The organism is Acidocella sp., assembly GCF_036489515.1.
Classification (GTDB): domain Bacteria; phylum Pseudomonadota; class Alphaproteobacteria; order Acetobacterales; family Acetobacteraceae; genus Acidocella.
Genome location: NZ_DASXFO010000044.1, coordinates 1 through 22330, shown reverse-complemented (window position 1 = coordinate 22330; position 22330 = coordinate 1). Strand labels below are relative to the sequence as shown.

The 22330-nt window shown below is 64.0% G+C and carries 23 protein-coding genes and 1 tRNA gene; 12 read left to right on the top strand and 12 right to left on the bottom strand.

Features of this window, described 5'->3' with window-relative positions:
* From purD to VGG47_RS06660, 10 genes are all read left to right on the top strand, one after another.
* Positions 1-1132: phosphoribosylamine--glycine ligase (gene purD, locus VGG47_RS06705; protein WP_331536723.1), on the top strand; the 1132-nt coding region annotated here is incomplete at its 5' end.
* A gap of 235 nt (positions 1133-1367) precedes the next feature.
* Entirely contained in the window at positions 1368-2741 is a 1374-nt protein-coding gene (ffh, locus tag VGG47_RS06700) for a signal recognition particle protein (protein ID WP_331536721.1), read from the top strand.
* A gap of 30 nt (positions 2742-2771) precedes the next feature.
* On the top strand, positions 2772-3113 hold the full coding sequence (rpsP, locus tag VGG47_RS06695; RefSeq protein ID WP_331536719.1) for a 30S ribosomal protein S16: 342 nt from the start codon (positions 2772-2774) through the stop codon (positions 3111-3113).
* Between the two features lie 34 nt (positions 3114-3147).
* On the top strand, positions 3148-3636 hold the full coding sequence (rimM, locus tag VGG47_RS06690) for a ribosome maturation factor RimM (RefSeq protein ID WP_408841631.1): 489 nt from the start codon (positions 3148-3150) through the stop codon (positions 3634-3636).
* Positions 3633-4334 carry a tRNA (guanosine(37)-N1)-methyltransferase TrmD gene (trmD, locus tag VGG47_RS06685; RefSeq protein ID WP_331536715.1) on the top strand — a complete coding sequence of 234 codons (702 nt, stop codon included), beginning with the start codon at positions 3633-3635 and terminating at the stop codon, positions 4332-4334. The genes rimM and trmD overlap by 4 nt, the downstream gene beginning before the upstream one ends.
* Positions 4335-4359: 25 nt before the next feature.
* On the top strand, positions 4360-4749 hold the full coding sequence (gene rplS, locus VGG47_RS06680; protein WP_331536713.1) for a 50S ribosomal protein L19: 390 nt from the start codon (positions 4360-4362) through the stop codon (positions 4747-4749).
* A gap of 221 nt (positions 4750-4970) precedes the next feature.
* Positions 4971-6371: a 3-isopropylmalate dehydratase large subunit gene (leuC, locus tag VGG47_RS06675; protein ID WP_331536711.1), complete on the top strand. Its 1401-nt coding sequence runs from the start codon at positions 4971-4973 to the stop codon at positions 6369-6371.
* On the top strand, positions 6371-6994 hold the full coding sequence (gene leuD, locus VGG47_RS06670; protein ID WP_331536709.1) for a 3-isopropylmalate dehydratase small subunit: 624 nt from the start codon (positions 6371-6373) through the stop codon (positions 6992-6994). The genes leuC and leuD overlap by 1 nt, the downstream gene beginning before the upstream one ends.
* A 4-nt stretch (positions 6995-6998) precedes the next feature.
* Positions 6999-8105: a 3-isopropylmalate dehydrogenase gene (gene leuB / locus VGG47_RS06665; protein ID WP_331536707.1), complete on the top strand. Its 1107-nt coding sequence runs from the start codon at positions 6999-7001 to the stop codon at positions 8103-8105.
* Positions 8106-8160: 55 nt separating this feature from the next.
* A tRNA-Arg gene (locus VGG47_RS06660) sits at positions 8161-8237 on the top strand.
* 151 nt (positions 8238-8388) lie between these two features.
* Here the strand turns inward: VGG47_RS06660 and VGG47_RS06655 are convergent.
* The 6 genes from VGG47_RS06655 to VGG47_RS06630 all read right to left on the bottom strand — a co-directional run bounded on the left by VGG47_RS06655 (position 8389) and on the right by VGG47_RS06630 (position 13087).
* A complete protein-coding gene (locus VGG47_RS06655; protein ID WP_331536705.1) occupies positions 8389-10635 on the bottom strand; it encodes an AAA family ATPase in 2247 nt (748 codons plus the stop codon).
* Positions 10636-10894: 259 nt separating this feature from the next.
* Positions 10895-11296 (bottom strand): hypothetical protein, encoded by a 402-nt coding sequence (locus tag VGG47_RS06650; RefSeq protein ID WP_331536703.1) that lies wholly within the window; start codon positions 11294-11296, stop codon positions 10895-10897.
* Positions 11289-11678 (bottom strand): hypothetical protein, encoded by a 390-nt coding sequence (locus tag VGG47_RS06645; protein WP_331536701.1) that lies wholly within the window; start codon positions 11676-11678, stop codon positions 11289-11291. The genes VGG47_RS06650 and VGG47_RS06645 overlap by 8 nt, the downstream gene beginning before the upstream one ends.
* A 115-nt stretch (positions 11679-11793) precedes the next feature.
* Positions 11794-12417 carry a hypothetical protein gene (locus VGG47_RS06640; protein ID WP_331536698.1) on the bottom strand — a complete coding sequence of 208 codons (624 nt, stop codon included), beginning with the start codon at positions 12415-12417 and terminating at the stop codon, positions 11794-11796.
* Positions 12414-12716 carry a hypothetical protein gene (locus VGG47_RS06635; RefSeq protein ID WP_331536696.1) on the bottom strand — a complete coding sequence of 101 codons (303 nt, stop codon included), beginning with the start codon at positions 12714-12716 and terminating at the stop codon, positions 12414-12416. The genes VGG47_RS06640 and VGG47_RS06635 overlap by 4 nt, the downstream gene beginning before the upstream one ends.
* 125 nt (positions 12717-12841) lie before the next feature.
* Positions 12842-13087 carry a helix-turn-helix domain-containing protein gene (locus VGG47_RS06630; RefSeq protein WP_331536694.1) on the bottom strand — a complete coding sequence of 82 codons (246 nt, stop codon included), beginning with the start codon at positions 13085-13087 and terminating at the stop codon, positions 12842-12844.
* Positions 13088-13274: 187 nt separating this feature from the next.
* Between VGG47_RS06630 and VGG47_RS06625 the strand changes: the two genes are divergently transcribed.
* Positions 13275-14165, top strand: coding sequence for a glycosyltransferase (locus VGG47_RS06625; protein WP_331536692.1), 891 nt, complete (start codon positions 13275-13277; stop codon positions 14163-14165).
* A gap of 100 nt (positions 14166-14265) precedes the next feature.
* Here VGG47_RS06625 and VGG47_RS06620 read toward each other — a convergent pair whose 3' ends face one another.
* From VGG47_RS06620 to VGG47_RS06600, 5 genes are all read right to left on the bottom strand, one after another.
* A complete protein-coding gene (locus VGG47_RS06620; RefSeq protein WP_331536690.1) occupies positions 14266-15453 on the bottom strand; it encodes a phage integrase in 1188 nt (395 codons plus the stop codon).
* Positions 15454-15657: 204 nt separating this feature from the next.
* Positions 15658-15909: a helix-turn-helix transcriptional regulator gene (locus VGG47_RS06615; protein WP_331536688.1), complete on the bottom strand. Its 252-nt coding sequence runs from the start codon at positions 15907-15909 to the stop codon at positions 15658-15660.
* Positions 15910-16394: 485 nt separating this feature from the next.
* Entirely contained in the window at positions 16395-17090 is a 696-nt protein-coding gene (locus tag VGG47_RS06610) for a hypothetical protein (RefSeq protein WP_331536686.1), read from the bottom strand.
* On the bottom strand, positions 17087-17380 hold the full coding sequence (locus VGG47_RS06605) for a hypothetical protein (RefSeq protein WP_331536684.1): 294 nt from the start codon (positions 17378-17380) through the stop codon (positions 17087-17089). The genes VGG47_RS06610 and VGG47_RS06605 overlap by 4 nt, the downstream gene beginning before the upstream one ends.
* Positions 17381-17578: 198 nt before the next feature.
* The gene (locus VGG47_RS06600; RefSeq protein ID WP_331536682.1) at positions 17579-19498 is read right to left on the bottom strand and encodes a hypothetical protein; all 1920 of its coding nucleotides are present in this window, start codon (positions 19496-19498) and stop codon (positions 17579-17581) included.
* A 580-nt stretch (positions 19499-20078) separates the two neighbouring features.
* On the opposite strand from VGG47_RS06600, the gene VGG47_RS06595 reads away from it, so the two are divergent.
* Complete coding sequence (locus VGG47_RS06595) at positions 20079-21026, top strand: hypothetical protein (RefSeq protein ID WP_331536680.1); 948 nt, start codon at positions 20079-20081, stop codon at positions 21024-21026.
* A 456-nt stretch (positions 21027-21482) separates the two neighbouring features.
* On the opposite strand, the gene VGG47_RS06590 is transcribed toward VGG47_RS06595, so the two are convergent.
* Entirely contained in the window at positions 21483-22181 is a 699-nt protein-coding gene (locus VGG47_RS06590; protein WP_331536678.1) for a hypothetical protein, read from the bottom strand.
* Between the last annotated feature and the right edge of the window lie 149 nt (positions 22182-22330).

Here is a 22330-nt window from a genome sequence, read left to right as displayed (position 1 = left end):
CGGCCTGGTGAAATTCGCGGTGGACCAGAAAATCGATCTGGTGGTGCCGGGGCCGGAAGCGCCGCTGGTGGCCGGGCTCACCGACGCGATGGCGGCGGCGAAAATCGCCTGCTGCGGACCGAGTGAGGCCGCCGCACAGCTCGAGGGCAGCAAGCGCTTCACCAAGGAAATAGCCGATGCCGCCGGCATCCCCACCGCCGCTTGGGCTGCCTTCACCGACGCCGCAGATGCCCACGACTATGTCGAGGCGATGGGCGCGCCGATCGTGATCAAGGCGGACGGCCTGGCGGCCGGCAAGGGCGTGGTCGTCGCCATCACCCTGGACGAGGCGCACGAAGCCGTCACGTCCATCCTGGACGACAAGGTGTTTGGCGCCGCCGGCGCCGAACTGGTGATCGAGCAATGCCTGGTGGGCGAGGAGATTTCCGTGTTCGCGCTGTGTGACGGCGAGGACGCGCTCTATCTCGGCTGCGCGGCGGACCATAAGCGCGTCGGCGACGGCGATACCGGGCCGAATACCGGCGGCATGGGGGCGATTTCGCCGCCGCCCTGGGCCAGCCCTGCGGTCATTGAGGCGACGATGGCCCAGATCATCCGTCCGGCACTTAGCGAAATGGCCCGGCGCGGCACGCCGTTCCGCGGCTTCCTGTTCGCGGGCCTGATGGTCGAAGCGGACGGACCGAAACTGATCGAGTTCAACGTGCGCTGGGGTGATCCGGAATGCGAGACGCTGCTGCCGCTGCTGCGCTCGGACCTCCTGCCGGCGCTGGTGGCCGCCACCGAGGGCGAGCTGCGGCATGTGGATCTGCGCTGGCGCGACGCCGCCTCCGCCACGGTGGTGATGTGTTCCAAGGGCTATCCCGGCGCCTACGCCACCGGCGGGGAAATTTTCGGGCTGGAAGAGGCCGGTGCACTGCCGGAAGTGACCGTGTTCCATGCCGGAACGATGGCAGACCAGGGCGGCATCCTGGCAAACGGCGGTCGCGTGCTGGCGGTGAACGCCACCGGTGCGGATCTGCAAGAGGCGGTAACACGGGCCTACGCGGCGGTCGACACAATCGAATGGGAAGACGGCTTCTGCCGGCGCGACATCGGCCGCCGGGCAATTTTCGCCGCCCAGTCTAAGGGATAGGAAAGCAGCCGCTTTTAAAAAAGCGGCGCAAAAATTTTTGTTATGCTGGGCCATGGGCTGTGTCGGCGACAACGCCCATGGCCCAGCATAACAAAGTTTTTTTGCTACTTTTTGTTCACAAAAAGTAGGCTTGCTTGACTTCCCCGCCTACGCGGCGCAAGAGCCCCGCAGGCTAAAACGCCGTGCTGCGAGGGTTCGCACCACGGCGCATTTTGCGTTGTGGAGTTTTTGCACCATGTTCGACTCCCTGTCGGGCAAGCTTTCCGGGGTTTTCGACAGGCTGCGCCGCCGTGGCGCGCTGAACGAAGAGGACGTGTCCGAAGCGCTGCGGGAGATCCGCCTGGCGTTGCTGGATGCCGACGTGGCGCTGCCGGTGGTGAAGGATTTCATCGCCGAGGTGCGGGAGAAGGCGGTGGGCGCGGAAGTGCTGCGCTCCGTCTCGCCCGGCCAGATGGTGGTGAAGATCGTCAACGACGCGATGGTCGAAGCGCTCGGCGGCACCGCCGCCCCGCTCAACCTGCTGGCGCCTGCCCCGCTGCCGATCCTCATGGTGGGGCTGCAGGGCTCCGGCAAGACCACCACTTCGGGCAAGATCGCGCTGCGCCTGCGCACGCGGGAACGCAAAAAGGTGCTGCTCGCCAGCTTGGATACCCAGCGCCCGGCCGCGCAGTTGCAGCTGGAGCAGCTGGCGCAGCGCGCGGAAGTGACCTCGCTGCCGATCATCCCGGGCCAGACCCCGCTGCAGATCGCCAACCGCGCCATGGATACCGCCCGGCGCGAAATCTACGACGTGGTGATCCTCGACACCGCCGGCCGCCTCTCCATCGATTTCGCGTTGATGGAGGAGGTCAAAGCCATCCGCCAGGCGGTCAACCCGGTGGAGACCCTGCTGGTGGTCGACGCCATGACCGGCCAGGACGCGGTGAGCACCGCCACCGCCTTCAACGACGCGCTCGGCATCACCGGCATCGTCATGACCCGGCTGGACGGCGATTCCCGCGGCGGCGCCGCCCTCTCCATGCGCAAGGTCACCGGCGCGCCGATCAAGCTGATCGGCCTCGGCGAGAAGCTCGACGCGCTGGACAATTTCGACCCCGAGCGCGTTGCCGGCCGCATCCTCGGCATGGGCGACATTGTCGGGCTGGTGGAACGCGCCGCCGAGACGATCGACAAGGACGAGGCCGAAAAGCTCGCCAAGAGGATGGCGAAAGGCAAGTTCGACCTTGAGGACTATGCCAGCCAGCTCAAGCAGATTTCCAAGATGGGCTCGCTCTCCGGCATCCTCGGCATGCTGCCCGGTGTCGGCAAGATCAAGCAGCAGATCGAGGATGCCAATCTCGACACCACCATGTTCAAGCGCCAGGCCGCGATCATCGGTTCGATGACGGTCGCGGAACGGCGCAATCCCGACATCCTCAAGGCCAGCCGCAAGAAGCGCATCGCGGCCGGCTCCGGCACCTCGGTGCAGGAGGTCAACAAGCTGCTGAAGCAGTTCGACGACATGTCGACCATGATGAAGCGGATGAACAAGATGGGCGGCCAGCAGGCGATGATGCGCCAGATGCAGGCCGCCATGGCGCAACACAAGGGCGGCCGCCGGCCGTTCTGAAACCTTTACGTTTTAACCTCAGGAGTTTTCATGTCTCTTAAGATCCGCCTTGCCCGTGCCGGCGCCAAGAAGCGTCCTTTCTACCACATCGTTATCGCCGATGCGAACAGCCCGCGCGACGGCCGCTTCATCGAGCGCGTCGGCACCTACAACCCGATGCTGCCGGCCGACCATGCCGAGCGCGTGACCCTGGTGACCGAGCGCCTGACCCACTGGATCGCCAACGGCGCGCAGGCCACCGACCGCGTCGCCCGCTTCCTGGGCAAGGCCGGGCTGATCAAGATGCCCGTCTATGCCGAGCAGCCGAAGAAGTCAGCGCCGAAGAAGAAGGCGCAGGAGCGCGCCGCCGAGCGCGCGAAGGCCGCCGCCTAAGCACGGAGGATAGGTGACCGACCGGTTGATCCTGATGGGCGTGATCGGCAAGCCGCATGGCGTGCGTGGTCTCGTGCGCGTGAACAGCTTTGCGGAGGAGTCCGACTCCCTCGCAAGCTATCCGCTCACGGACCGCAACGGCCGGCGCTTCGCCCTGGCCTGGCTGCACGACAATGTCGCGCAGTTGAGCGAGGTCACGGCCCAGGGAAACCGCCCGATCACCGACCGCAACGAGGCCGAGACGCTCACCAACACCGAGCTGTTTACCCCGCGCTCATCCCTGCCGGCCGCCGACGAGGAAGAATTCTACCTCGCCGACCTGATCGGGCTGAAGGCGATGAGCGAAAGCGGCGCAGAAATCGGCACCATCGCCGCCGTGCATGATTACGGCGGCGGCAGCAGCCTGGAGATCATGCCGGGCGCGCTGCTGGTGCCCTTCACCCGCGCCGCCGTGCCCGTGGTGGATGTTTCGTCCGGCCATGTCGTCATTGTGCCGCCGGCTGAAGTGACGGTGGCTCCATGACCTGGCGCGCCGACATCCTCACCATCTTCCCCGCGATGTTCCCCGGCCCGCTCGGCGAATCACTCGCCGGCAAGGCCCTGACGGAACAAACCTGGTCGCTTTGTGTCACCGACATTCGCGATTTCGGGTTGGGGCGGCACCGCAGCGTCGATGACACGCCGTTCGGCGGCGGGGCGGGCATGGTGATGCGGCCGGATGTGGTGGATGCGGCGATCGGCGCGGTCGCGGATGAACGTCCGCTGATCGTGCTGACCCCGCGCGGCGCGCCGCTCACCCAGAAGCGGGTGCGTCAGCTCGCCGAAGGGCCGGGGGCGATCCTGCTCTGCGGCCGCTTCGAGGGCATCGACCAGCGCGTCATCGAGGCGCGCGCGGCCGAGGAGATCAGCATCGGCGACTACATCCTCTCCGGCGGTGAAATCGCCGCTTTGGTGCTGCTCGACGCGGTGATCCGTCTGCTCCCGGGCGTGATGGGTGCGGCCGAGAGCGCGGTGGAGGAGAGCTTTTCCACCCCGTTGCTGGAATACCCGCATTACACCCGCCCTGCGGTCTGGGCGGAGCGCGCCGTGCCGGAGACGCTGACCTCCGGCAACCACCGGGCGATCGCTGCCTGGCGGCACGCGGCCGCTGCGCAAACCACCAAAATCCGCAGACCGGACCTCTACGACCAATACATTGCATCCGGCGCGCCCGCGCCCTAAACCGTTACCGAAAAGGATTTTCGTTATGAACACCATCCAGACCATCGACGCCGAACAGATCGCCAAGCTCACCGCGGGCAAGACCATCCCCGCTTTCGCTCCCGGCGACACCGTGCGCGTCAGCGTCAACGTCAAGGAAGGTGAGCGCTCGCGCGTGCAGGCGTTCGAGGGCGTGTGCATCGCCCGGTCCAACCGCGGCATCAATTCCAGCTTCACCGTGCGCAAGATCTCCTACGGCGAGGGCGTTGAGCGCGTGTTCCAGCTCTACGCGCCGACCATCGCGGAAATCCACGTGATGCGCCGTGGCGATGTGCGCCGCGCCAAGCTCTATTACCTGCGCGGCCGCCGCGGCAAATCCGCCCGCATCGCCGAGAAGGCCCGCGAGGTTGAGACCGCAGCGCCTGCTGCGGAGTAAGCAAGTATGGAGGGGGCTCTGCCCCCTCCACCCCCGCTAAGGGCTCAGCCCTTAGAACCCATTAGTTAAGGGTTATGGAGGCGGGGGCCCGAGCGTTCCAACGCCCGTGCGGCCCCCGCCTCCATAACTTTTTTGCGGATCCAACGGCGCCGCCGTTGGCAGGGGGTCCAGGGGGACAGCGTCCCCCTGGCCTTCCTTTTACTCAAGGAGGCACAGCAGCGATGGCACGAACTCTGTTCGACAAGATCTGGGATGCACATGTGGTGGAGCGCATGGAGGACGGCACCTGCGTCCTTTATATCGACCGCCATCTCGTGCACGAGGTCACCAGTCCCCAGGCTTTCGAAGGTCTCCGCCTCGCCGGCCGCAAGGTGCGCCGGGTCGACGCGACCATCGCCGTCGCCGACCATAATGTGCCGACCGAGGACCGCAGCCAGGGCATCGACGAGCCGGAAAGCCGGCTGCAGGTCGACACGCTGGAGGACAACGTCGCCACGTTCGGCGTGCCCTATATCCCCGTGACCGATGCGCGCCAGGGCATCGTGCACATCATTGGCCCCGAACAAGGTATTTCGCTCCCCGGCATGACGATCGTGTGCGGCGATTCACACACCAGCACGCATGGCGCGCTGGGCGCGCTGGCCTTCGGCATCGGCACCTCCGAGGTGGAGCACGTGCTCGCCACCCAGACCCTGCTGCAGAAGCCGGCGAAGAACATGCTGATCCGCGTCGACGGCCAGCTGCCCCCCGGCTGCGTCGCCAAGGACATCATCCTCGCCATCATCGGCAAGATCGGCACCGCCGGCGGCAACGGCCATGTGATCGAATATGCCGGCGAGGCGATCCGCGCGCTCGACATGGCCGGGCGCATGACGATCTGCAACATGAGCATCGAGGCCGGCGCCCGCGCCGGTCTGGTGGCGCCGGATGCGACCACCTTCGCCTATGTGAAGGGCCGCCCCTATGCCCCGAAAGGCGAGGATTTTGATCGCGCCGTCGAATACTGGAAGACGCTGCCGAGCGACGAGGGCGCGCAGTACGACAAGGTCGTGGTGCTGAACGCCGCCGAGATCATCCCGCAGGTGAGCTGGGGCACCAACCCCGGGGCGATCGTGCCGATCACTGGCGCGGTGCCCGACCCGGCGGCCGAGCCCGATGAGGGCCGCCGCGCGCAGATGGTGCAGATGCTGCAATACATGGACCTCGCGCCCGGCCAGAAGCTGGCCGGCACGAAGATCGACGTGGTGTTCATCGGCTCCTGCACCAATTCGCGCATCGAGGATCTGCGCGCCGCCGCGAAAGTGGTGGAAGGCCGCCGCGTGGCCGAGAGCGTCCGCGCTCTGGTGGTGCCGGGCTCGGGCCTGGTCAAGGCGCAGGCCGAGAGCGAAGGGCTGGACCGCATTTTCCGCGACGCCGGCTTCGAATGGCGCGAGGCGGGTTGCTCTATGTGCCTCGGCATGAACCCGGACAAGCTCAAGCCCGGCCAGCGCTGTGCCAGCACCTCCAACCGTAATTTCGAAGGCCGTCAGGGACCGGGCGGGCGCACCCACCTGCTCTCCCCCGCCATGGCCGCCGCCGCCGCCGTCACCGGCGCACTCATCGATGTCAGGGAGCTGGTCTGATGCAGAAATTCACCGAACTCACCGCGATCGCGGCGCCGCTCAACCTGGAGAATGTCGACACCGACAAGATCATCCCGGCGCGCTTCCTCAAGACCATCAAGCGCAGTGGCCTTGGCGTCAGCCTGTTCTCTAACCTGCGCTATGACGAAACCGGTGCCGAAAAACCCGACTTCGTTCTCAACCAGCCGCAATACCGCCGAGCAGAAATCCTCATCGCCGGCGAGAATTTCGGCTGCGGCTCCTCGCGCGAGCACGCCCCCTGGGCGCTGCTGGATTTCGGCATACGCTGCGTCATCGCGCCGAGCTTCGCTGACATCTTCTTCAACAACTGCTTCAAGAACGGCATCCTGCCGGTCGTGCTGCCGAAGGAAATCTGCGCGCAGCTGATGGACGACGCCAAGCTCGGCACCAATGCCCGCCTCACCGTCGACCTGGAAAACCAGGTGGTGGTGCGCCCGGACGGGAGCAAAATCCCCTTCCCGGTGGAGCCGTTCCGCAAGCACTGCTTGCTCAACGCGCTCGACGATATCGGCCTGACCATGGCCCACGCCCCCGCCATCGACACTTTTGAAGCACGCCGCGCGAGGGAAGAGCCCTGGCAGCCGTCCATCCACGGAGTTTGATTTCATGACCACCACCAAGACCTTGCTCCTCCTCCCCGGCGACGGGATCGGCCCGGAGGTGATGGCGCAGGCCAAGCGCGTGCTGGACTGGGTGCAGACCCGAAACGGCGTAAAATTCGCGATCACCGAGGACCTGGTCGGCGGCGCCGCGATCGACGCGCATGGCGTGCCGGTGACCGACGCCACCGTCGCGAAAGCCCTCGCCGCCGACGCCGTGCTGTTCGGCTCGGTCGGCGGCCCGAAATGGGATTCCGTGCCGTTCGAGACCCGGCCCGAGGCCGGGCTGCTGCGCCTGCGCAAGGACCTCGGCGTGTTCGCCAACCTGCGCCCGGCGAAAGTGTTCGACGCCCTGGCCGAAGCCTCCTCGCTCAAGCCTGAACTCGTGCGCGGGCTGGACATCATGATCGTCCGCGAGCTGATCGGCGGCATCTATTTCGGCGAGCCCCGCGGCATCGAGACTCTGCCTGATGGGTCCCAGCGCGGCGTAAATACCGAGGTCTACAGCACGCACGAGATCGAGCGCGTCGGCCGCGTCGCCTTCGAGCTCGCGCGCAAGCGCGAGGGCCGCGTGTGCAGCGTCGAGAAGGCCAATGTGATGGAGAGCGGCCTGCTCTGGCGCCAGGTGATGACGGCGCTGCAAAAGGCCGAATACCCGGACGTGCAGCTGACCCACATGTACGCCGATAACTGCGCCATGCAGCTGGCGAAGAACCCCAAGCAGTTCGACGTGATCGTCACCGGCAACCTGTTCGGCGACGTCCTGTCCGACCTCGCGGCAATGCTTACCGGCTCGCTCGGCATGCTCCCGTCCGCCACGCTGGGCGCCGCCGACGCTCAAGGGCGCCGCCAGGCCTTCTACGAGCCGATCCACGGTTCCGCCCCGGACATCGCCGGCAAAGGCCTCGCCAACCCGCTGGCGCAGATCCTGAGCCTGGCTCTGCTGCTGCGCTACTCCTTCGACATGGAGGCACAAGCCACGGCGATCGAGGCCGCCGTGGAGCGCGTGCTGGCCAAAGCCGGCCGCACACCGGACATTTCTGCTCCCGGCCGCGCCACGATCTCCACCGCGGAGATGGGCGATGCGCTGCTCGCGGAACTCGCGGCGAATTAATTTGCCGGGCGGGGTTGCCTGACCGCGACGGTTCGGTTACATCCCCGCCCACGACGCGCCCGTAGCTCAGCTGGATAGAGCATCAGACTACGAATCTGAGGGTCAGGAGTTCGAATCTCTTCGGGCGCGCCACGAAATTCCTTAAAAATCAAGCACAAACGGGCCGGTCGGCGACGACCGGCCTGTTTTGGTTTTTGGCCGTCCCACCGTATTCCCCCAGTTGGTCCAATTTCACCGTAGATTGTCCGGTGGGATTCCACGTGTCTGGCTAACCACACCAGGGTCAGGCGGTCACCTCCAGCGCAACGGCGACCGCATCCTCAGCGGGACCGGCGGCCCCCTGAAACCCCATCATCATCCTGTAGTGCCCTCGATGATCCGTCTTCTCGAAAATGCGGCGGAACACGTCGAGATAGCGGCTCACCACGCTGTCGTCGGCCGAGATGTAAAGATCGTCGTGGGCGTTGTGTGATCCGTCATTCACCCAGGAGAAGAGTGACGCGCAGACCTGCTGGTCCTTGCCCTCGAATTTCCCGGTAATGTCGTCCGTGTCGACATTGCCAAAGATCTTGAAATAGTTCTCGATGATGCGCCTGAGGGTATTCTGGATGGTCATGTTCGACCGGTTCGGGTTCCGCACTTCCGCCCAGAGCAGTTCGTATGAGGTCTTGATCGGGTTGTAATTGTAGCCGTCGATCTTTGAGACGCCTTCGACCTTGCGGACAATCCAAAACGTCTCGTGCGCTCTGCATTCCGCCCCCCGGTTGGGATCGAACGACACCTCCTTGTGAAAGTAGATGTTGTGGGTCAACAGGAAGGCTTGCTTGACCTGGCCGGTGCCATCGCCGGCCTCCTTGAGCACGCGCTTGATCAAGGAGCTGACAATGAACAGCACGTCGCTGTCGAGGCTTGACACCGGGTCGTCGAACACGACGATCCGGTCGGAAGTGACAGCCGACTCCGACACACTTCCGCGCAGCAGGTGATAGAAATAGAGGAAGCAGACGAAGCTTTTCTCGCCCTCGCTCAGCGTCGCCGCCGCGTTATTGCCGTCGTCGCGGACGATCTCATAAAGATGGTCGCGCTCGCCCGCCGTTCTGAGCTTGAAGCCGGAAAAGCCAAACGAGGCCAACAAGGCGTTGATCGCGGTTACCGTCGGTTGAACGCTGGTGACGCTTTTTTCGAGCTCGCGCAGCTCCAGGGTTGCGGCAAGCAGCTGGCCGTCTTTCGCTGTGATCCCCTCCGTCAGTTTCTGCACGGCCTTGTCGAGCGCGCTTTTCTCCACCCTGTACTTCTCGATCGTCGCGCTGTTCTCGTTGAGCAAACACTTCCAGACTTGGGCGATGAGGGTCCTACGCTCGGCGGCGAGGTTGTCTACGAGCGCGTTATGCGTGGCAATTGAGATATTTGCGGCCGCGACCCTCGCGATGACCGGCTCCGCCAAGTCTGCCAGCGGCTCCAGCCTCATGGGTGCGCTCGGCTCCCGCTTCTTGGCTTCGAGCAAGCGCTTGTTCACCGCGAGGCGAGCTTCTAGCCGATCGACATCCGCCCGCAGAAGGTCCCGGTCGAGGTGACGACTGTCGAAGGCGATGATCTCGCTGAGCTTCTTCAAGGTCGTGTCGGCGAGGGCCTCGTATGTCTCAAGCGCGCTGGAGATCGCTGCCAAGTCGTTGAGATAGGTTTCGTCGAAATAATCGTTCAGCCGCGCGGCAAGCTGCGCCTCAACCTCCTGCTGACAGAACGGACATTGGGAGCCCTGACCGAGATAGGGCAGCCCCTGCCTGACCCAGTCGCTGTTGCCAAGCCGCCGGATCAGGGCGGCAACATCGACATCTTCCTTGCCGACCACCTTTTTCGCGAGCACGGGCGCGCGTTCGGCCGCCAGCAGATCGGCCGCCTCAATCATGGGGATGGCGGCGTGGCGCTCAAGTCCCTCTTGGAACAGCGTCGCAGCCTTGAGCTTTAGCTCTTCGAGGTCGACGAGCTCGGCCATGTTGGATGCCAGCTCGGCAAGCACCTTGTCGCAGAACTTCGTCTGTGAGTTTCGGACGCCGGTGAAGGCATCCTTAAAGTGGGGATCGTGTTGGCCCTTGATCTTCCAGCAGTCCGCCTCTAACTGGGCGCGCAGCGACCGTAGCACTCCCCTCTTTCCGGACGAAGCCTCCGCCGAGCCGAGTGTGCCCTTTAGCTGTGCAATGTCATCCTCAAGGTCTTTAACCCTGCGTTTGGCCTTGTCGATCTTGTCTAGCGTGTCGCTCGCGGCCTCGCCTAGGGTGAAAATTCCGGGGAGTTGCGGCGCGAAGTTACGCGCCACAAAATCGCTATTGTAGACGAGACAGGCAAGCGGCCGCCCTCCCTTCCACGTCAAGACACAGGAGGCATAAGAGTCAGGATCGTTGATGACGCGGGAGATCGTCGTCTTGCCGACACCGTTTGTGCCGAAGATGAAATTGATCGGCCTCAGAGAAACGAGCCTCTCGCCTTCCCTCGAATAGCTTGCCTCCCCCGCAATCTTGATTTCCTGAAGCACTAGTCCCCCAGACGCAGTTCACTGAACGCACTCTATTTTGATGAGAACCTATCACTTTTTACGGATGTGGAAAGACTTCGGCGTGCCACATCAGCGCCAGGCCGAACGGCTCGCTCTTGGCACACCGGTGCGAGCGGCTCTGGCGGGATTCCTAACAAGCGTTAGGCGAGTTACCGCCACGATCCGGCCGGCAGCGAGAAAAAAGGTGAGTGATGGGAGAGGCACACATACGCCTCTCCCATCATCATCACGCTGCCGCCTACGGCATCATCGCGGTACCCCTCCGACGGCACCGCCAAAACCACCAGAGGACCGCCGCCACGATGATAGCATCCAACCGCAGCCAAAAATTCAGACGCAGTTCCCCACCGAACAGGGCTAGCAGCAAGACCACGCCGATGGCGATTCGGACCGCAGTGGGCGCGTCGAAACTTTTCTGCTCCGGGCCGGGCGGCATGTGCGGCTGCGCCGTGTCACCCATGCGGACGACCGCGCGCACGCCGCACAACGTCTGACCTGGGGGCACCGGCCGCCGCGGCCTCGCGGAAAAGTCCACCGTCGCGCCGGCGGACATCAGTGTCAGCGCGACATGGTCGGCAACGTCTGCGCGGCGGTGCGCCGCGCCACCGCCGACCACGATCTCTACCTCATGGTCATTCATGGTGGCGCCCCGCGCTTAGAACACGCCCGCTGGCTGCTTGCTCGGCGAAATAAGCATTCGCCGCCCATCCGATCGCCTCCGTCAGGGCGGCCGCGGTGACGGCGTTGATGGCGTTGCCGAGGCCCGGGATCCAGCCGAGGAGACACTGGCTTAGCCCCCGGCCGAGGGCCGCGGCGGAGAACGGCAGGATCAGCTCGGCCGCCGCGGTCTTGCCGATCGACGTGCAGTGCTCGGCGCCGATGGCGACGATCATGGCGACCTGGATGGGCGTGATCACGGCGGTGTCGGTGCCCGGCGCCTGGGCGAGCCCGCCGCCCACGGCGGCGCAGGACGCGGCGGCCGCATGGATCAGCGCATGTATTTTTTCGGCCTTGGTGGCCATGGGGAATGTCTCCTCTGTGTGGAATGCTGCGGCGCTGGCGGCATGCGAGCGCACCTGACGGGCCGAAACCCATCAGGCGCAGCACTACGTTTGCGTTGGCGTTACTTCGTCTGGCTCAGTCAGAAGGACCGGCTGCCGACGACCCGGCACGGGTGGCCTGAACCCGCGCCACCTCCGCCGCCAGGGCGCCCTTCACTGCCCTGCGCAGCGTCCAGACGCGCCGGATGTACGGCGCCTCCCGGGACCATTCGAACAGCATTTGGTCGAGGACGATCAGCAGTTGCTCGGGCGTGATCCCCTCTCCCCGGCTTTCGGGATCGGGGCACAAGGGCAGCGCGAACGGGCCGCACCGCGCGACCGTCCAGGGATAGGGCGAGGCAGGATCGCCCGGCTCGAAGCTGACGGGCGAAGACCCGGATGCGGGGACGTCCTTGTAGACGTCGAGCGCGCTGCCCAGGCAGGCGAGCGCCGCCTCGGTGGTCACGTCGGGGGACCGCTCCCGCTCGGCGACCAACCGCGCCCGCACGATGCCCAGGAGCTGCGGCACGGTCCAGCCGTCGCAGGCCACCATGGCGTCGAGCCGGACCAGCAGGCCGTGCCCGTCGCTTCCGGTGTCGGCGATCACGCCCCAGAACGGCAGGGACCAGCCGACCGTCACGCCGGCCGAGGAGAAGATCACGAAGCGCCCGTCGGTCGCGTGCCGGGTCGCGATGACCTCGCGCGGGTCGAGGTCGATCACTGGCGTGCCCCCGGCTCGAACAACTGCCATATGGCGTCGCTCGAAATGACCACGGCTATGCCCTCGGCGACCCGGAAGGCGCTGATCTCCTCCTCGGTGCCGTCGCGGTTGATCCGCAGGAGGTCATCCATTGTCTCGACCGCGATGCCGAGGCTCGCCAGGTAGGGCAGGATGTGGAGCGGATCGTCGCCCTGCCTCACCGCCTCGTCGAAGCGGACGCGCGGCACGTCGCGCGGTTCGTCGTTCTCGCCGGCGTAGCGCCGTAGCAGCGCGCGCAGCGTTTCGGGTGCCTTGTCCATGTTTCATGGCTCCAAATGCAAAGACCCCAGCCCTGGCGGGGCTGGGGTCTGATTGATGGGATGCTCAATCTCTGAGCGATCGCATCACATGCATCTGGAGGGGCGTCCTATTACGCCGGGGAGAGTTAGTCGGCCTTTTTCCTGCCGCTCTTCAACGGCGGCGGGGGGCCGTCGTTCGTCTTCGGGACGACGAATAGTTCGGTGATGTCCGCTTCCAGGGCCAGAGCGATCCGCTCCAGAACGGCGACGGTGGGATTCTCCAGGCCGCGCTCCAGCCGGCTGACATAGGTCCGGTCTATCCCCGCGTCCACGGCGAAGGCCTCCTGCGAGACGCCCCGCATGACCCTGAGCCGCCTGATATTTCGTGCCACCAAAGCTCGCGCGTCCATTCGGATTGGATGGTCGGCTTGAAGACCATTAATCCACGCACTATGGTCCCATGATAGTTTGGTTAGTCGTTGGGTTGGCGATGGTCATGGCGTGCCGAAATGACATTCTTTCGGAGCGATCCCGGGACATCTCCGCGGCCGGGGTGAGAAGATAATGTCAAAGATCATAGTGAGCGGCAGCGACGACACGTATTTCCAGGTCACACTCGAACTGATCGATTCGATCCGACGGCACGAAGACGGCCACCGGCTGCCGATCGCCATCATCGACGGCGGCCTGACCGTGGACCAGAAGGTCGCGCTCGACCGCCAGGGCATCCACGTCGTCGCCCCGTACGTTCCCGCCTATGTCTCCGAAAAGGACCTGGAAAAACGTCGTAACCTGGTCGTCAACGTTTCGAAGCTGTGGCTCAATCGACTCTTCAGTCGCTACGACACCGTCCTCTGGATCGATGCCGACGCTTGGGTTCAGGATTTTCGGGCCATTGAACTTCTATTCGACGCGGCCGCCACGGGGCACCTGGCGATCGTTCCCGAGGCCGGCCGCTTCCTCATCGATCAGGTTCCGATACGGTGGATCATGCCCGGCCTCGCCCAGATTCGGTCCTTTCTCTACAAGAGCGCCAACCACGCCCGGCTGCCGTGGAAGGTGCGGAGAAACCTCTCGGCCAAAGCCGCCCTGAACGCCGGCGTGTTCGCGTTGAAGGTCAACGCCCCGCACTGGGACCTGTTGCAAGCGTGGCAATCGACCATTCTGAAAAAGGGCAAGATATTCACATCGGACCAGCTGGCCCTGTCCCTCGTCATCTACGAGGACGGGCAGCCGGTCAATTTGATGTCGCAATGGTACAATTACATGGGCCCCTGGCGCATCGATTCGAAGACCAGAAACGTCGTCGAGTATTTCTTCCCCAACCGCCCGGTGGGAATCGTTCACCTCTCGGGCCAAGACACCATGCGGCGAGACCTCACCCACCAGATCGAGGTAACGGATATCGAAGGCATCCGGAAAAGGACCAGCCTCCGCTACAAGCAGATCGAAACGGACCTCGTAGCGTGATCGGACGGCCTGTTAGGCAATCTGACGTTGAGCGAGTGCAAAAAAAGAAGGTGCCCCCGGAAGGGCACCTTCTTTTTTGCCGGCGACGGGCCCGGCCGGCCTATGCGGCGTCCGGCTCTGGCACGAGGTTCCACGCCCGTGAGGCAACCGTCGCCGTGTCGATCAGGCGCTGCGGTGAGTGATGAGAATATCGAGAACTGGTGGAAAGCTGGCTGTGCCCCAGCAACGCACCGATCTCGTTCAGAGGCGTCCCGGAATTAGCCAGAACCGACGCGAACGAATGGCGCAGATCGTGGATGCGCAGGTCTTCCGGAAGTTTCGCCGCCTTTTTCGCACGCGCCCAAGCACCACGCACGCCCTCGACCGGTTGACCCGGCAGCTTGCGGCTGGGGAAGACATACGGGTTGTTCGGGGCCAACGCGCGGACGGCGAACTGGCGCTGCAGAATCGCCCTCGCCATCGGTGATAGCGCAATGTGCCTTGGCCGGCCTGATTTTGACCGGGGCACGGTCAGCAGCCCGCGTTCGAAGTCGACATGCTCCCAGCGCGCGTTCAGTGCCTCGCCCCGGCGGGCGCCGGTGACGATCAGCAGGGCCAGCACTGCCGCCGCGACCGGATCCTTGTCGGCATCGAGCGCCTTCACCAGCGCCCGTGTCTCCGCCGAGCTCAGATACTTGTCTCGGTGCTGCTCGCGCAGCATGCCGGGCGAGGCGGCAGGGTTGCGGCCCTGGTAGAGCTCCCAACGGAGCGCCAGGTTAAACATCGCGCGGATCGTTGCGAGATGCCGATTAATCGTGCCGTTAGCCAAGCCCTCGGCGATCAACTTGCTGCGCAACTCCGCGACATCCTGCGGCGTCACCTCATCCAACGCCTTTCGGCCTATTTCCGGAATGATCCGCTTTCGCAAATAGGCTTCAACATTGACGACGGCGCGCAGGCGCTCCCGCACATGGGGCAGATACCGTTCGGCGACGAACTGCTCCACGCTGGGAATGGCGCGCAGCTTGGCCTTGTCGGCCGCCGGATCGCCGCCCAGGCTGACCTCGGCCTTGAGTTTTTCCGCGCGCTTTCTGGCCTGGTCCACGGTGACGTCGCCGAGCCGGCCGAGCTTGATTTCATGCCGGCGGCCGCGGGCGTCGGCGTAGCGGAAGTAGAAGGTGATCGTGGTTTGGCGCTGCTCGGCAATGAATCCGACCAGCCGATCGTCGAAGATGCGGTATTTCGTCCCCCCCTTCGGCAGCAGCGGGAGGTCCCGCAGCATGGTGCGGGTGATGGTCATAGCGGCCATGGTGGTCCTTTCTCTGGTTGTGGTCGGGAGGGAGTCTGTGGGAATCGCGCACAACGCCGAGCGCCCCCAGTGACGGTGGCCTCCTGGGCAGCAATTGATGGCGGCGTTCAGTGGTTTTGGCGGTTTGTATCCGCGCGTTTCGGTCGAGGCCGTAGGGACACGGGGGTCATCGGGGGCACAGGCCCCCAATGCCCCCTATGAGACTCAAGCCTCGGCGGTGCTGCGCTTCCGGCTCGCTGCGATGTGCGTGTCGAGGTCTTCCAGGGCGTACCGCACGCAGCGCGGGCTCAGTCTGATGAAGGCCGGCCCCGCGCCTGTGCCGCGCCAGTTCTCCAAGGCCTTCTCGGTGGCACCGAGGTAGGCGGCAGCCTCCTTCGGGCCGAGCAGGTGGTGAACCGGCTCGGCCTGGGGCTTGGCGGTTATGGTCTCGGTGCCGCTAGTCTGGTTGTTGTCCATGGGACGATGTCTCTCTCTCGTGCTGGGCGCCGGCGGCGATGCTGCCGCCGTTTGACCCGACGATTTGTTTCGAGATCCCCCGTGGTCCCTGCCCGGGCTTTTTTGCCCAGGCAGCGCCTGATCGGCTTTGCGCTCGCGTGGAAGCACTAGGCGGACAAGGCCCACGTGGCATTCGCGTCGGCGTTTCAACTTTTTCGAACGTCATCCCGGACGATCCGCACGCGGAGGCTTTCCGCGGCGAAAACTTCCCGGATGGCGTTCCGGCAGGGCCAAGGATGCCGTAGATACGGCGCCCTTTCGCTCCACTCTTTCAAGGCAGCGCTCCAGCAGCGCCTCCAGGGTTTCCACATCTTTCTGCATGTTAGCGGGTTCCAAAGCGCAGAAAGCCCCGCCGGTGAGGGCTGGGCTTTCTGCTGAGGATGGAATTGATGGGATGAACGCCCGGACCAGCGGCCAGAGCAAGTGAATCACGTGTGCTTGAGGGATTACGCCGCCACGCGATTGGCTTCGATGGCTAGGGCCTCCCGCACCGCGCGCCGCGCCTCCCACGCCCGGCGCCGCCATGGTGTGACCGGCAGCCAGGCGGACAACGCCAGATCGATCAGCACCAAAAGTTGCCCCGGGGTGATGCCCTCACCCCGCCCTTCTGCATCGGGGCACAGGGCGATGGTAAACAACCCAGCGCGCGCCACCGTCCATGGGACGGATGCCGATTCTGCTCCACAGGGTACGGCCTCGAACGCCACCGGCAGCACCGGCTCATCGTCCAGGGCCTCCCGGTGCACCGCGGCGGCGCGCTCCAGGCAGCGGATAATGGCCTCCACCTCCGGCGCGCCAACGCGAGCGAATTCGACGACAAAGCGGGCTTGTGCCACCGCCAGCAGTTGGGTCACGGACCAACCGTCATTGACACCGAGCAGGCCGAGGCGAATGAAGGCACCACCGCTTGGCTCTGTGCCCCCTGTGCCCTCAATGCCATGTGCACCGCCGCCCGCGGAATCCCCGGTCTCAACCAGCGCACCCCATAGGCGTAGGGGCCGACCGGGAATTAGATCGACAGCGATAAAGGACACGAGCCGGCCGCCGCTGGCCACGCGCTGCACCACGGTGTCGCGGCGCCCGCGACCAACGCCACCGTCGCCAATCTCGGCCTTGGCGCTTGCCATGCTTGTTCTCATCATCGCGTAAACACGAGCCACTGATCATCAATCGCAACATGCACGGCGACACCTTCCTCCACCCGATAGGCTTCGAGTTCCTCCTCGGCAGGATCGTTGCAGGCAGCAAACACACCCTCCAGGCTGGTGATTTTCACGCCGGCATCAGCGAAGTAAGGCAGCACGTGCAGCGGATCATCGCCGCGTGCCAGCGCCTCGGCGAAGCGAATTTTCGAGACATAGCGCGGCAGGTCGCAGCCCGCCGCATGGTGGTGCAGCGGCGCGGCCAAATCTTTTTCTCTGGTCTCGGTCATCACGATCTCCAAATAGAAAAAGCCCTGCCGGTCCGCGGCAGGGCTTTAGTTGAGGTTGGAATTTGCCCACAGATGTGAGCATGACCATGAAATCCGGCTAGTTGAAGGAGCTGTTGCGGCGCGCAGACCTACCGATGTGGCGGAGGCCTGCGTGTGCCAAGCCGGCAGATTGCCGGCTTGGCTGCATTGTGGCTGTGTCTAGATTTCTTCAAGCTTCTTTTCAACAGCCGGCTCGATGTTGCCGGGCTGGGTTTCCGTGGTGGTGATGACCGGGGCGGGGCTGATGGCGCGCGCACGGCGCACCGGCCCCTGGGCTGCCTGCGACGGCGGGCGTGGCTTCGCGGCCTCACCCAATCCAACGAAGCTACGATTGTCATCACCATCCCCCACGGGCCCGCCATCATCGATGAAGGGTCCGATTTTGGTCATCTTGTACTTTATGGGCGACCATTTGCCCGTTTTGGGCAGGGCTTCGAACTTCAGGCCATTATTGATCGTGCCGTCCAGGCGGGCGAGTTCTCGCGCCACATACTGGCGCGGCCGTCCGTACGGGTTAAGAAACGATCTTACGGCCTCGTGCAGCGCGCCGGATTCCACCAAGCTCTCGCCATGGTGCCGCCACCACAGCTCGAAAAACTCGCAGATTTCCTGGCGGAGCGGATCGAGATGGCTACGCTGCTCCATTGCCTCGACGGGGTCAGCGCAGCCGAGGGCGACGAACGGATCGCGGCACAGCCGCGCCCATTCGCTGAAGCTTCCCAACGGTTTTCCTGCAGGTACTTCCTCAGGGTTCTGTTGACCCCATAGGATGATGGTGAGGAAATCCGACAAGATTTCCGCCCGGTCGCGCTTCACTTCTTCGAGGAAATCACCCGTGAAGTTGCGCCCTTCGGGGCGTTCCTGTCCCGGCTCAAGCCTCACTTGCAGGAACCGCCGCCGCAGGTCCTCGGTGAGGGTCAGGCCGTTGCCTGTGACGCAGAAGAAGGCGAAATGGTTCAGGTCGACCATCTCGCTATATCCGAGGCGCCTCACCCTGGCTGGATTTTCCGTGATGGCAGAGGCCATCACGTTCGATCGCAAGTCTGTCGCGTTCACGTTATCGAGGAAGACCATCGGACTTCCCGTCATCAGCTCGGCGGACACGCGCTTGTCCAATTCTTCCGCGCTGTGGCCCGGGGTCAGCGCGCGGGGCGCTTCACCGTGGGCAACTTCACCGATGAAGCGGGCAAGCAGGCCCTTGCCGGCACCGGCACCGGAGACGTAAGGCGCGATGATGGCTACGCCCGGCACGAGCCGCAGGCTCTGCCTGCAGATCGCGGTTGCCGCCGCAATGAGGACGCCGCTTTCGTCAGCGCCCGCCGGTAGGTCGGGATTGACCGCCCCTTCCGCGGAGTCCGCGACCGCAATCCGTTCCGCGTTGGCAAACGGAAAGAAACTGATGCGCTTCCGCAGTCGCCGCAAGGCGGCCTCTACCAGGCGCCGCGTGGCGCGGTTCGGGACGTTGACCTCAGGAATAGCGTCGAGGAACATCCCTGATTCGTTATCGTAACCCTGGCCTGCACGGATCGTCCCGTCCGCAGCCAGAAGCGGTGTGCTGGTGATTCCGGCCAACGGCCGCAGCTCAGCTACAACCGACGGCGAAAGGCTCAGCCGCGCCACCCGTTCCGGAAGCGTGACTTCTTCCGCCTCCCACCCACCACGGCGCAGCTTCTTGACGTACGGCTGGAAATGCTCATGGGTGAGCATAACCAAGCTGTTGACCGCCAACTCGACCACCCGCATCCGGCCCGAGCGCCTCTCCAGCACCAGCATCACCGGCGAGCCGGCGCGCACGTAGATGTCCTTCAGTTCGCCGATCGAGTTCATCAGACGCGTCGCGGTACCCGGCTGGTCTTTTGTGTCGACCAGGAAGGGTATCTTGGCGGGCGCTTCATCCCCGTTCGGCAAGCTCACCTGGCCGAGCCCGATAGCGCGGTGGCTATCCGCTGCAGTTGCATCGACCTGGTCGCTCACCTGCTCCTCAGCAACGGGAGCATAGGGAGCATAGGGAGCATGCAATGCTTCCTCGTGCCCACCGCTTTCGATGGGCGGTAAAAACTTTATCCGATGATCTTCCACAATTAACCTCCTTGATGCTGTGCGGCTGCTGCCCACAAAGGTTAAGCGTGAGGGAAAATTCGTCGTCCGCCGCCATCACTGCGCTGGAGGCGCTGGTCGGAATTCGCTATTGAAACGCCGGCGTCGCAAATCGAGCGGCGATGCTCCAACAGACCGAAGCGAGGAGCAGTTGACCCAGGAAGACCCACAAGACGGCCATGTGCAGGCAGAGGCACGGCGCTGGATCAAGCTAAGCGCCGCCCTAGAACGCGTGTTCATCCTAGAACGGGCGCAACTCGGAGCATCGAATGGCGGTAGGGGCGAAGAATTTCGCACGCCAGAACAAGATGAACTCGTACAGGTTTTGGTGCGCATCCCGGGAGTCAAGGTTTACGAAGAGCGGAAGAACAGGCGCGGGGCGAAGCGACCGCCTGGCTCAACCTCGTCCGCAGGTGAGTATCTCGGTCCAGCCGACCCACCTTCAAAAATCGTGCGGAGCCGAAAGGCCTTACGGCGGGGCGACGCAGCGTTAGGAACCGCTCACCTAGTACTGATGCAGCTCATGACGGCCGGAGACGTGCCGGCACGAGGGTGCGTACGAATGCAGAGATCAGGCAGCGTTGGGGCTTTTACACAAGAGCCGGTGCCGATCGCGAACAATACCTGGGACGGCGATCCACCCGGGTCCGCCTCTATTCCCGACTATGCGCACAATCGCCTGCAGTGCTACGGGGACGTTGGCGCAGATTGCTCGTTCGAATATAAAGAGATTGAAGTCGACGCCGAGCTTTTAGAGGCCGAGCTGCTGAAGATGTCGGTTACCCTGCCCGCATCCAAGGGCGTTCTGCGCCCACTCAGGAACGGCATGCCCCCCCAGCTCGAAATCGAGTTCGGCGGTGTCAGAACCACGCTCAAGATGACAAAAGGAGTAGCCGCGCTCGTCCTGCTCATAAGCAATCCCGGCCAATCGATCGCCTGGCTCGATCTCGACGCAGAAACCGATTATGTCTTACGCACTGGAAAAGTAAGATCGATCTCGAACGCCTCGCCGGAATTCCGGCAGCTCACCCCCCTACCGGAATACGGCAACGGCACAAATGATGACCTTCAGTTATCATTTGACGACTTCTCACACACGATCTCCAATGGCGCATCGGCACCAGTATTCGATGCGAACGAGTGCAATTGGATCGCAGACATGATGAGAAAGAGGAGCGCGTCCAAGGGGGCGTTCTCCAAGGAGCGCCAGGCCAGCCTCGAGGAAGAGGAGCGACAGGTCAAAAAGTGGATAGCCGATCTACGGATCAAGAGCCAGCGTACGACCTCACCGAGCCATAAACAGCGAGAGGCCCTTTATCACGCGATGGAGCTCGCGCTTGCCAAGCTCCCGGCTGCCTGCGCCCCGCTGGCCGCCCACCTCGGGACACTGCACAACGGGGACCAAAAGACCCTACAAAATTCGGACCGACGTGCGCTATCCACCGACGCGTACGGCATCCGGTACGCCCCGCGCGGCGGCGACGTCGCTTGGGAAACCAAAGGTTTTTAGGCTGGCGAGCTCACGCAAGATAGGGTTTTCGATCTACTATGGAAAGCTAACCCTTCAGAGGGGGCCGATCCACATCGATCATGATACCTCGCGGCCCAGTGCGCCCATTACGGCGGACTGGGCCGCGCGGAGTACTGTTCAAGCCAGGGCCGCGGCCGTACTCCATCGACGAGTTGCCTCATCAAGCTGCGGTCCCCGGTGCCACAGAGCCAAGGTAAGATAAGCCCCCAAAAATTGCCCGGCGAACACCCTCGGCCACGCCGCCTGCTGAGCGCACAGGGGACATAGGGGGCATAGGGATTCCGATGCCCCCTATGTCCCCTGTGACTTTCGGTCTGCCTCGGTCAAGGGCGGCCAGCATTCCGGCTCGCCGCCGGGCCCCAAAGGGTAGTCGGCCAGCGCCGGCTACCCTTATCCGCTTGGCAGAAGCGCCTATATTAGCTGGGTTAGTATGGCTTACGCCGCCGCCGGCTCTGCCTTGGCACGACGCCCGCGCTTGGACACGGGCGCTCCGGCCCGCTGGGCGCGGATGCGGTCCAGCAGCGCGCTGGCCGGCTCGTCGTTCGGGTCCTGGGGGACCAGCTCGCCCCGGAATGCCTTGGCGAGAATGGCCGCTTCTAGGCGGTCCAGAAGTTTTCGGCTCCTTGCGGCTTCGGCTTCCAGGCGGTCGGCACGGGCGAAGGCGGCTTCCAGTCGATTGATCAGCTGACGTCTAATGCCCTGGGCTGGGAGTGGCAGCGTAATGGAGCGAAGAGCATCCTGACTGATATTGCGCATGGAAAGCTGGTTACCCGTCGCGAGTTCTTCGATCTGCTTACGCCCATGCGGAGATCGCAAGAACCACATCACCCACTTCTTTGCTTCCTCGTCCACAATTAGGCGGAGAATTTTATCGCTGAGAAAGAGTCCTTCAGGCTGGATGTCGACCAACACTACCGCGCCGACCAGTTCGAGCGTATTGGCACGGGAAATTAAAAGATCACCCTCGCAGATCCGGGCCTTCTCTGTCGGGTTGTAATCCGATGGCAGGGTCTTCGATTGACCTGGATCGAATTTCCCCCAGGTCACGGCGCTTACTTTCACAACCCCAAGCTCGCCGATGCGCGGGGGACGCTCTTCGCAGCGCATATTTTTGCCCGCCTCGATCCCATGCAAGAGCGTGCCTAACACTACAGTTGCAGTTTTTTAAGGTGGGCGTGTCTTGCTGCGGCCTGATGAGCCCGTCTGAATGTTGACCATTTAAGGATACGCGCGACGGGCAGTTGGCGCTGCGCGAGCTTCAGGGCGAGCCGCCGGATTTCCTG